The 10,414-nt window shown below is 71.2% G+C and carries 8 protein-coding genes and 1 pseudogene; 6 read left to right on the top strand and 3 right to left on the bottom strand.

Annotated elements, in window-relative coordinates; genetic code table 11:
- Positions 1 to 178 precede the first annotated feature (178 nt).
- From ACZ61E_RS24320 to ACZ61E_RS24310, 3 genes are all read right to left on the bottom strand, one after another.
- Entirely contained in the window at positions 179 to 1,393 is a 1,215-nt protein-coding gene (locus ACZ61E_RS24320) for a DUF5667 domain-containing protein (RefSeq protein ID WP_469701966.1), read from the bottom strand.
- A gap of 195 nt (positions 1,394 to 1,588) precedes the next feature.
- Positions 1,589 to 2,389 carry an ECF subfamily RNA polymerase sigma factor, BldN family gene (locus ACZ61E_RS24315; protein WP_469701965.1) on the bottom strand — a complete coding sequence of 267 codons (801 nt, stop codon included), beginning with the start codon at positions 2,387 to 2,389 and terminating at the stop codon, positions 1,589 to 1,591.
- Positions 2,390 to 2,748: 359 nt separating this feature from the next.
- Positions 2,749 to 3,693 (bottom strand): HAD family hydrolase, encoded by a 945-nt coding sequence (locus tag ACZ61E_RS24310; RefSeq protein ID WP_469701964.1) that lies wholly within the window; start codon positions 3,691 to 3,693, stop codon positions 2,749 to 2,751.
- A 136-nt stretch (positions 3,694 to 3,829) separates the two neighbouring features.
- Between ACZ61E_RS24310 and ACZ61E_RS24305 the strand changes: the two genes are divergently transcribed.
- The 6 genes and pseudogenes from ACZ61E_RS24305 to hemB all read left to right on the top strand — a co-directional run.
- Positions 3,830 to 4,105 carry a glutaredoxin family protein gene (locus ACZ61E_RS24305; RefSeq protein ID WP_078079553.1) on the top strand — a complete coding sequence of 92 codons (276 nt, stop codon included), beginning with the start codon at positions 3,830 to 3,832 and terminating at the stop codon, positions 4,103 to 4,105.
- Between the two features lie 321 nt (positions 4,106 to 4,426).
- Positions 4,427 to 5,191, top strand: coding sequence for a redox-sensing transcriptional repressor Rex (locus tag ACZ61E_RS24300; protein WP_147874493.1), 765 nt, complete (start codon positions 4,427 to 4,429; stop codon positions 5,189 to 5,191).
- A complete protein-coding gene (locus ACZ61E_RS24295; RefSeq protein ID WP_469701963.1) occupies positions 5,188 to 6,567 on the top strand; it encodes a glutamyl-tRNA reductase in 1,380 nt (459 codons plus the stop codon). The genes ACZ61E_RS24300 and ACZ61E_RS24295 overlap by 4 nt, the downstream gene beginning before the upstream one ends.
- On the top strand, positions 6,564 to 7,532 hold the full coding sequence (gene hemC / locus ACZ61E_RS24290; RefSeq protein ID WP_469701962.1) for a hydroxymethylbilane synthase: 969 nt from the start codon (positions 6,564 to 6,566) through the stop codon (positions 7,530 to 7,532). Before ACZ61E_RS24295 ends, hemC begins: the two co-directional genes overlap by 4 nt.
- Positions 7,529 to 9,184, top strand: a complete 1,656-nt coding sequence (locus ACZ61E_RS24285) for a bifunctional uroporphyrinogen-III C-methyltransferase/uroporphyrinogen-III synthase (RefSeq protein ID WP_469701961.1) — start codon at positions 7,529 to 7,531, stop codon at positions 9,182 to 9,184. Before hemC ends, ACZ61E_RS24285 begins: the two co-directional genes overlap by 4 nt.
- Positions 9,185 to 9,302: 118 nt before the next feature.
- Positions 9,303 to 10,277 (top strand): annotated as a pseudogene (hemB, locus tag ACZ61E_RS24280) (porphobilinogen synthase); the annotation flags it as partial.
- Positions 10,278 to 10,414: the final 137 nt, after the last annotated feature.

Genomic DNA, 10,414 nt, shown 5'->3' with positions numbered 1-10,414 from the left:
GAAAAGGAAAGATCAAGCACACTCTCCACAATCTGCTTGGAGGGCGTGTTTTTTTTTTCTTCGGACGGGGGGGGGGGGAGGGGGAGGGGGGGGGGGGGGGGGGGGGGGAGGCCCCCCCCCCCCCCCCCCTCTCACATGGGATGCGGCATCGCTCTGAACCAAGCGGTATCAGTCGGTATCAGTCGGCGTTCTCCGTGTCGATGCCGAGACCCGGCAGCAGGTCGGGCAGCAGCGGCGGGATCGTGACGTCCGGGTCCGGCGCGATTCCGCCCTCGCCCGGAGCCGACGGAAGACCGCTGCCGGACGGCGGATTGAGCAGATCACCGGGCGCGTCGGGCAGTAGTCCGTCCTTCTCCGGGGTGCCGGGAGCCGACGGGCTCGGCTTGCCCCCGTCGTCCGGACGGTCCTGGTCGGCGGCCGACTCGGACGGCGACGGGCTGCCGTCCGTACCGCCGGAGTTGTCGGAGCCCGTGGTGGGTCCGCCGGGTGTCTGCGAGCGGCCGTTCTTGTCGGAACCGCGCGGCAGCAGCGCCTGCAACGGGGCGACGTCCTCGTCTATGGCGTCGAACACCGAGCTGACCTGGCTCCCCACATGGCTCAGCTGCGGTGGCAGCCGGTCCCGCAGGCCGTTCCAGATGGCGCGGTGCGATTCGGAGAACGAGGAGAGCGTCGCGATCGACTTGATCTTGCCGTCCTTCTCGTACGCCCGGCTCAGCAACCGGTGGCCCTCGGTCGCGTCGTGCCGCATGCCGTTGAGTGCCCGGCGGATCTCGCCGAGCGACTCGTGGTCCAGCTCGCCGGAGCGCCCGCGCTCCAGCAGCCGGCGGGCCTCGTTCAGCCGGGTCGAGGCGTGGTCGAGGTAGAGACCGCCGCGGTCGGCGTCCTCGTCGGCCATGCCGAGCTTGAAGTCCTCCATGCCCCGCTTCAGCCCGTACAGCGAATCACCGGGCAGGGCGTCGGAACTGGCGGCGGCCACCCCGCCGAAGGCACCGGCGGCGACCCCGACGGTGAGTCCCCCGGCAGCGAGCCCCTTCGACCAGCGGGACCTCGGGCGGAACTTCCGGAGCGGGGACGCCCGATGGGCCCCCCTTCCCGATGTCCGCCGCTGCTCGGGCACGGTAGGTCCCGTGGGCGCGGCCTGGTCCGCGGTGCCCTCCAGCAGCATGGCCTCCATGGCTGCCACGAGCTGTGCTCGCTGCACCACTTTGACCTCGGGGTCCAGCTTGGGTCTCGGTAGCTCGCCGAGACCGTTGGCCACGGCCAACAGCCGCCCCTGCTCAGTCGGTTCGGCCGACGCGGCGGGCTGTTCCACCGCAGCGCCCTGTGGCTTCCGGTCTTCCAGAGCCCGGGCGAAGGCGTTCGCCCGCCGGTGTGCCGAGACATTCGCGATCACTGGCGGCACCTCCTCTCGTCATGACGATCGACTCCCCTGACCGTTCGGAAGGTTGCACGCCTTGAGCGCATCCACAGGGAGTCTGCATTCCGCACAACGAGCGTCGCGGCACTTGGGTTACGCGCGAAGGATGATCGGACCAGTGCGTCATCGGGGCGTCACCGACGGTGAGTTGAACGGTGCGCCGGCCGCCCGTCAGCGGGCGTCCTCCGGGAGCAGCCGCGCCAGTGTGCGCACGGCCCGGTACTGCAAGGTCTTGATCGCTCCTTCGTTCTTCCCCATCACTCGGGCCGTCTCGGCGACCGAGAGCCCTTGCAGGAAGCGCAGGGTCACGCACTCCTGCTGCTGGGGGTTGAGTTTCCGTACGGCTTCGAGCAGGGCGGCGTTGGAGAGGGACTCCAGGACGGAGTCCTCCGGGCTGCGCTCCACCTCGTTGGCGTCGAGCATTTCGCCGGTGGTCACTTCCAGCCGGAAACGGCTCGACTTGAAGTGATCCGCGACCAGGTTCCGTGCGATCGTGACCAGCCAGGCGCCGAAGTCGCGCCCCTGCCAGGTGAACGTGGAGATGCGCCGCAGGGCGCGCAGGAAGGTCTCACTGGTGAGGTCCTCCGCCGTCGCCTTGCCGCCCACGCGGTAGTAGATGTAGCGGTAGACGGTGTCGCTGTACTGGTCGTACAGCCTGCCGAACGCCTCGGCCTCGCCGGCCTGGGCGCGTTCGACGAGTTCCATCATGCGGGCGCTGTCGCTGTCCGCCGTGGGCCGGCGGACGGGGGTGGAGGCGGCGGGGGTGCTGCTGTGTCGGCTTCCCCGTCTGCCGACCGCCGCACCGCCGTTCGCCAGGGCATAGCAAGGACCGATAGGGCCGCTCACGGCAGGGGCCGCGGCGGCGTGGGCGGGGACGGCGTACGCGGTGGGGACGAAGCCGCGCAAGCGGTGCAGGACCGATGCGCGCAGCGTAGCCAGGCCCGAGGCGTCAACCCCGACGTGTGGGTACACGGGACTCCCAGAGGCAGAGCTTCCATCACGTTCAGTGCGGGACCGTTCGTCGTGGCGACGTGTGAGGTCCGTTATGCGTCTGAGGAGAATAACGCTTCGTACAGGCAGCACTACACCCAGTTGCTCAAATCATCGATTACGTCGCTTCTGTTACGCCTATACGGCGAATCAAGCAGCTGATTGTGAGCTGTTATTGATCGTTTGACGTCACGATGTGTCAGCTGACGTGATCGCCGGCGGTCGCGAATCGACGATCCGGGGCGTGGGTGCCCGCCCGGAGAGGGGCGGGGGAGCCGGGGGATCGGGAAGCCCGGGGCCGGGCACCGGGGGCGCCGAGTGGAGCCGGAGGGCTCCGGGGCTCAGCGGCGGCGGCGGTGCAGTGCCACCGCGGCGGCCGTGCCGCCCGCCAGCGCGCCGACCCCGGCGGCGGCCGGGATGCCGACCTTGGCCGCCTTGCGGCCCGTCCGGTAGTCGCGCAGCCGCCACTCGCGGTCCTTGGCGTGTTTGCGGAGCTTGCTGTCCGGGTTGATCGCGTACGGATGTCCGACCAGCGACAGCATCGGGATGTCGTTGTGCGAGTCGCTGTACGCCGCGCAGCGGGCCAGGTCGAAGTCCTCGGCCGCCGCCAGCGCCCGTACCGCCTCGGCCTTCGCCGGTCCGTGCAGCGGCTCGCCGACGAGCTTGCCGGTGTAGACGCCGTCGATCGACTCGGCGACCGTGCCGAGCGCGCCGGTCAGTCCCAGCCGGCGGGCGATGATCGTGGCCGTCTCGACGGGCGCGGCCGTCACGAGCCAGACCTGCTGCCCGGCGTCGAGGTGCGCCTGGGCGAGGGTGCGGGTGCCCGGCCAGATGCGGTCGGCCATGTACTCGTCGTAGATCTCCTCGCCGATGGACATCAGCTCGGAGACCCGGTGGCCCTTGACGATCGACAGCGCGCTGTCCCGCGCGTCCTGCATGTGCTGCGGGTCCTCGACGCCGGCGAGCCGGAACCAGGTCTGCTGCCAGGCGAACCTGGCCAGTTCGCGGCGCTGGAAGAACTTCCGCTTGTACAGCCCGCGCCCGAAGTGGAAGATCGCGGCGCCCTGCATGACGGTGTTGTCCAGGTCGAAGAAGGCGGCGGCGCGCGCGTCGCCGATGACGGGGAAGTCGGGCACGACCGGCTCGGCCGTGCCCGCCGGTGCCACCCCGACGCCGTCGATCTCCTGCGACGACTTGAGTCCTGCCTCTGCTGCGGCCTCACCCGCGAGCACGCTCCGTGCTGTCGCGGAGCGCTTACGGGGGGTGAGCCATCCCAGTGCGGCCATAGCGTGAGCATAGTCAGTCTGTTCGGTACTTCCGGACGCGCCGGAGTGCCGTCGGTGTGAACTCTCCGGGAAGGCGGGGGAGGGAGAACGTGCGGACGGCTCCGGGGCGGCTTCCGGGCGGCGGAGAATGGATCCCATGAGCCCCCTCCTGCGCCGTACGAAGAAGAAGCCCGCCGAGCGGGTGGTGACGCTCGTCTCCAAACCCGGCTGCCATCTCTGCGACGACGCGCGTGCCGTCGTGGCGGCTGTCTGTGCCGAGACCGGGGCGTCCTGGGAGGAGAAGGACATCACGGTCGACGAAGAGTTGCACCGCGCCTACTGGGAGCAGATTCCGGTCGTGCTCGTCGACGGCGAACAGCACACCTTCTGGCGGGTCGACGCCGATCGGCTCCGCAAGGAACTGGGGACCTGACAGAAAGACGGTTACGATCGTGGGCGCTTTGCCGAGCTTTTTCCGAAGAACCGGTACGACCGGCTCCGGTGGGCGTGGCGGAGTGATCTCGGGGGCGTGGTCATGAGGAGTTGTACGGTTTTGCCCCCATCATGCGTTCAACGGGCCGGTGCGGCCGAGGGTTCCAAGATCCCTCGTTCGGGTCGCGTGACCCCGGTCACTTCGCACGGACAAAGCGGACACAATCTTTGTGCACGCGTTCACAAAGACATACCCTGCACACGACGGGGCGGTCCTGGGACAAACGGCCGCCTGCAGCCCCGCTCATCCCGCAGGAGCACCGTGGCAACTGGCCGAACTCACCGACCGGCGACCCGTAGCCGAGGAATCCCCGAGGCCACGGTCGCCCGGCTTCCGCTGTATCTGCGGGCGCTCACCGCACTCTCCGAGCGCTCCGTACCCACTGTGTCGTCCGAGGAACTCGCCGTGGCGGCCGGGGTCAACTCCGCGAAGCTGCGCAAGGACTTCTCGTACCTCGGCTCCTACGGAACGCGCGGTGTCGGGTACGACGTGGAGTACCTCGTCTACCAGATCTCCCGCGAACTCGGCCTCACACAGGACTGGCCGGTCGTCATCGTCGGTATCGGCAATCTCGGCGCCGCCCTCGCCAACTACGGCGGATTCGCCTCCCGCGGCTTCCGCGTCGCCGCGCTGATCGACGCCGACCCCGAGATGGCCGGCAAGCCGGTCGCCGGGATGCCCGTCCAGCACACGGACGAGCTGGAGCGGATCATCAGCGACAACGGCGTCTCCATCGGGGTCATCGCGACCCCGGCGGGCGGTGCCCAGCAGGTCTGCGAGCGACTGGTCGCCGCCGGTGTCACCTCGATCCTCAACTTCGCGCCGACCGTGCTCACCGTGCCCGACGGTGTGGACGTACGGAAGGTCGACCTCTCGATCGAGCTCCAGATCCTCGCCTTCCACGAGCAGCGCAAGGCGGGGGAGGAGGCCGCGGCCGCCGAGGCGGGCACGCCGCCGCCGATCCGCTCGACCGGCGCGGGCCGGAAGGGACCCGACGGGGACGTCCCCGCCGTGATGCCGGCATGAGTCTTCTGGTCATCGGTCTGAGCCACCGCAGCGCGCCCGTGAGCGTGCTGGACCGGGCGTCGCTGTCACCGGACAGCCGGACCAAGCTCCTCCAGGACGTGCTCGCCGCCGAACCGGCGACCGAGGCGGCCGTCCTCACGACGTGCAACCGGGTCGAGCTGTACGCGGACGTGGACAAGTTCCACGCCGGTGTCGCCGAGTTGTCGACCCTTCTCGCCCGGCACAGCGGCGTCGGCCTCGACGAGCTGACCCCTTATCTCTATGTGCACTACGAGGACCGCGCCGTCCACCATCTCTTCACGGTGGCCTGCGGACTGGACTCGATGGTCGTCGGCGAGGGCCAGATCCTCGGCCAGCTCAAGGACACGCTCGCCAGCGGCCAGGAGCTGCACACCGCGGGCCGGCTCCTCAACGACCTCTTCCAGCAGGCGCTGCGCGTCGGCAAGCGCGCCCACAGCGAGACCGGGATCGACCGGGCCGGGCAGTCGCTCGTCACCTTCGGTCTCGAACAGCTCGCCGCCGGCGCGGACGTCGGCGCCTGGGCCGCGGGCCGGCGCGCGCTGGTGATCGGCGCCGGGTCGATGTCCTCGCTCGCCGCCGCGACACTCGCCCGTGCCGGGGTCGCCGAGATCGTCGTCGCCAACCGCACGGCGTCCCGCGCCGAGCGCCTGGTGGCGATCCTCAACGAGCCCGGCGGTACGGGAGTCGGGGCCCGCGCCGTCGACATGGGCGGTGTCGACGCGGAGTTGACACGTGCCGACATCGTCGTCTCCTGTACCGGCGCCACCGGTCTGGTCCTGACGGCCGACGCCGTCGAGGCCGCCTTGGGCACCGCACCCGGTGACCGGGAGATCGCGCTCCTCGACCTCGCCATGCCCCGCGACATCGACGCCGCCGTCCACCGCCTCGGCGGCGCGCGGCTGATCGACATCGAGTCCCTCGCCGACGCCTCCGCCGACGCCCCCATGGCCGCCGACGTCGACCTGGTCAAGCGGATCGTCGCCGACGAGGTCGCGGCCTTCGGCGCCGCCCAGCGCGCCGCCCACATCACCCCCACCGTGGTCGCCCTGCGCGCCATGGCCGCCGATGTCGTCACCAACGAGATCACGCGTCTCGAAGGCCGGCTCCCCGGCCTCGACGAGCGGCAGCGCGCCGAGATCACACAGACCGTGCGCCGTGTCGTCGACAAGCTTCTGCACGCCCCGACCGTGCGGGTGAAACAGCTCGCCGGAGAGCCGGGCGGCGCGGGTTACGCGGACGCGCTGCGCGAACTGTTCGACCTCGACCCGCAGACGGTCGCCGCCGTCAGCCGGGCCGACCGGAGCGAGGCCGGCGACCGGAACGCGGTCGACCTCAGGAACCGAGGGCGAGTATGACCGACAAGACACTGAGACTCGGGACCAGGCGCAGCAGGCTCGCCATGACCCAGTCCGGGCAAGTGGCCGACGCCGTCAGGGAGTTGACCGGACGGCGGGTCGAGCTCGTCGAGATCACGACGTACGGCGACACCTCCCGCGAGCAGCTCTCGCAGATCGGCGGCACCGGCGTCTTCGTCACCGCGCTGCGCGACGCGCTGCTGCGCGGCGAGGTCGACTTCGCCGTCCACTCGCTCAAGGACCTGCCCACGGCGCAGCCCGAGGACCTGACGCTGGCCGCCGTACCGCGCCGCGAGGACCCCCGGGACGTGCTGATCGCCCGCGACGGCCTCACCCTGGACCGGCTGCCGCACGGCGCCAGGATCGGTACGGGCTCCCCGCGGCGAGCCGCGCAGCTCAACGCGTACGCCCGCGGCCACGGCCTCCTCATAGAGACCGTGCCGATACGCGGGAACATCGACACCCGCATCGGCTATGTGCGCGGCGGTCAGCTGGACGGGGTCGTGCTGGCCGCCGCGGGTCTCAACCGACTCGGCAGGACCGGTGAGGTGACCGACTTCCTGTCGGTCGACTCCGTCCTGCCGGCCCCCGGCCAGGGGGCGCTCGCCGTCGAATGCGCGGCTTCCGACCCGGAACTCGCCGCCGCACTCGCCGGCCTCGACGATCCACGCACACGGATCGCCGTCACCGCGGAACGTTCCCTGCTCGCCGCCCTGGAGGCCGGTTGCAGCGCACCTGTGGGTGCGCTGGCCGACCTGCTGGGCGACGGCCAGGACACACGATTTGTCAACGAACTGCGCCTGCGTGGCGTCGTCGGCACGACCGACGGATCGACGCTCGTGCAGTTGTCCATCACCGGTCCCGTACCCACGTCGCACGGCGACGCCGTCGCGCTCGGTCGCGAACTCGCGTCCGAGATGCTCGCCAAGGGTGCGGCCGGTCTTATGGGGGAGCGAGCACTTTGAGCCCCATCGCCGACCATCCGGCAGTCCACGCATCAGGGCACGTCACCTTCCTCGGTGCCGGACCCGGGGATCCGGGTCTGCTGACACTCCGCGCCGTCGAGGCGCTCGCGGGGGCGGAGGTACTGATCGCCGAGCCGGATGTGCTCGAAGTCGTACGCGGCCATGCCCGTCCGGGTGTGAGCACGCCTGAGATCACGATTGTTGACGATGCGTCAACAGCCGCCGGTATCCCAGCGATCAGGGATGCCGTCAATCTTGTCATGGAGGCCGCGCGCGGCGGCAAGCGGGTCGTCCGTGCGGTGGCCGGGGACCCCGGTCTCGACGGCGACACCGGCGCCGAGATGCTGGCGTGCGCCGCCGCGGGCATTCCCTTCGAGGTCGTGCCGGGTATCGCCGCCGCCGTCGGCGTGCCCGCCTACGCGGGTGTGCCGCTGCGGGACGCGCAGGGCACCGACATCCGTTTCGTCGACAGCCGTACGGCCGGCGAGCGGTGCTGGACCGAACTCGGCGCGAGCGACGGGACGGTCGTCGTCTCGGCGACGCTCGACACGGTCGCCGCGACCGCCGGTGAGCTCGTCGCCGCCGGCCGCAAGCCCGACACACCGATGACCGTCACCGTCGCCGGTACGACGACGCGCCAGCGCACCTGGTCCGCGACGCTCGGCACGATCGCGCTGACCCTCAAGCAGGCGAAGGTCCTGCCGTCGGCGGCCGGGCACCAGCCGGTCATAGCCGTGGTCGGGGAGCGCAGCGCGCCCGCGCAGCGCGACCAGCTCGCGTGGTTCGAGTCGAAGCAGCTGTTCGGCTGGAAGGTGCTCGTACCGCGTACGAAGGAGCAGGCCGCCTCGCTCTCCGACCAGCTTCGGTCATACGGCGCCGTGCCCCACGAGGTCCCGACCATCGCGGTCGAGCCGCCGCGTACGCCCCAGCAGATGGAGCGCGCGGTCAAGGGGCTGGTCACCGGGCGCTACGAGTGGATCGCCTTCACGTCGGTCAACGCGGTGAAGGCCGTCCGGGAGAAGTTCGAGGAGTACGGGCTCGACGCCCGTGCCTTCGCGGGGATCAAGGTCGCCGCGGTCGGCGAGCAGACCGCCGCCGCGCTGGTCGACTTCGGGGTCAAGCCGGACCTGGTGCCCAGCGGTGAGCAGTCCGCGGCCGGGCTGCTGGACGACTGGCCGCCGTACGACCCGGTCTTCGACCCGATCGACCGGGTGTTCCTGCCGCGTGCCGACATCGCCACGGAGACCCTGGTCGCCGGGCTGATCGAGCTCGGGTGGGAGGTCGACGACGTCACGGCCTACCGGACCGTGCGCGCGTCGCCGCCGCCCGCCGAGACGCGGGAGGCCATCAAGGGCGGCGGTTTCGACGCGGTGATGTTCACCTCGTCGTCCACCGTGCGGAATCTGGTCGGGATCGCGGGCAAGCCGCACAACGTGACCGTCATCGCGTGCATCGGCCCCGCGACCGCCAAGACGGCGGAGGAGCACGGGCTGCGGGTGGACGTGCTGTCGCCGGAGCCCTCGGTGCACAAGCTGGCCGAGGCACTGGCGGCGTTCGGCGCGGAGCGCCGTGCGGCGGCGCGGGAGGCCGGAGAAACGGTCACCCGGCCCAGCGAGCGGCGGCCGGGGTCGAGGCGGCGGCGTACGACGTAGCGCACCGGTGCGAGGGGAGCCGTCCGCGCGCGTGTGGCACGCCGCGTAGCGTGGACGGGTACGTCAGCGACAGCACTTCCGGATCCTGCTGATCCTTCGGACCACGAGGCGACTCACCATGACTGTGTACGGTTCCTTCCCCGGTGCCCGGCCCCGCCGGCTGCGGACCAGCCCCGCGATGCGGCGCATGGTCGCCGAGACGCGGCTGCACCCGGCCGATCTGATCCTGCCCGCGTTCGTGCGGGAGGGGGCCGGTGAGCCCGTGCCGATCGCGGCCATGCCCGGGGTCGTCCAGCACGGGCTGGACTCGCTGCGCGAGGCGGCCGTGGAGGCCGTGGCCGCGGGTGTCTCCGGGATCATGCTCTTCGGTGTGCCGGAGGACGCGAAGAAGGACGGCGCCGGGACGGCGGGGACCGACCCGGAGGGCATCCTCCAGGTGGCGGTCCGGGCGGTGCGCGAAGAGGTCGGCGACGACCTGGTGATCATGTCCGATCTCTGTCTGGACGAGTACACCGACCACGGCCACTGCGGGGTGCTCGACTCCGCCGGGCGCGTCGACAACGACGCGACGCTGGAGCGGTACGCGGAGATGGCCCAGGTGCAGGCCGACGCGGGCGTCCACGTGGTGGGCACCAGCGGGATGATGGACGGTCAGGTCGGCGTGGTCCGCGACGCGCTGGACACGATCGGCAGGGAGGACGTGGCCGTCCTGGCGTACGCGGTGAAGTACTCCTCCGCGTTCTACGGCCCGTTTCGGGAGGCGGTCGGCTCGTCGCTTACGGGGGACCGCAAGACGTATCAGCAGGACCCGGCCAACTCCCGTGAGTCCATGCGCGAGTTGGCGCTGGACCTCGAAGAGGGCGCCGACATGGTGATGGTGAAGCCCGCCGGGCCGTATCTGGACGTGCTGGCCAGGGTCGCCGCCGAGGTGGCCGTGCCCGTCGCCGCGTACCAGATCAGTGGCGAGTACGCGATGATCGAGGCGGCGGCCGAGAAGGGCTGGATCGACCGGGACAAGGCGATCATGGAGAGCCTGACGGGGATCAAGCGGGCCGGCGCGGGGATGATCCTCACGTACTGGGCCACGGAGGTCGGGGGGGGGGGGGGGGGGGGGGGGGGGGGGGGGGGGGGGGGGGGGGGGGCAGGGGGGGGGGGGGGGGGGGGGGGGGGGGGGGGGGGGGGGGGGGGGGGGTGGGGGGGGGGGCGGGGGGGGGGGGGGGGGGGTGGAAG

The organism is Streptomyces sp. NPDC104581 (assembly GCF_055583685.1).
The sequence above is the reverse complement of the archived record's forward strand: the minus strand, read 5'-3'. Positions and strand labels throughout refer to the sequence as shown.

Bases quoted from the DNA above. Each gene is read 5' to 3' on its own strand.
- ACZ61E_RS24295 (WP_469701963.1), top strand. From the start codon at position 5,188: ATGAGTCTTCTGGTCATCGGTCTGAGCCACCGCAGCGCGCCCGTGAGC.
- ACZ61E_RS24305 (WP_078079553.1), top strand. From the start codon at position 3,830: ATGAGCCCCCTCCTGCGCCGTACGAAGAAGAAGCCCGCCGAGCGGGTG.
- ACZ61E_RS24310 (WP_469701964.1), bottom strand. From the start codon at position 3,693: ATGGCCGCACTGGGATGGCTCACCCCCCGTAAGCGCTCCGCGACAGCA.
- hemC (WP_469701962.1), top strand. From the start codon at position 6,564: ATGACCGACAAGACACTGAGACTCGGGACCAGGCGCAGCAGGCTCGCC.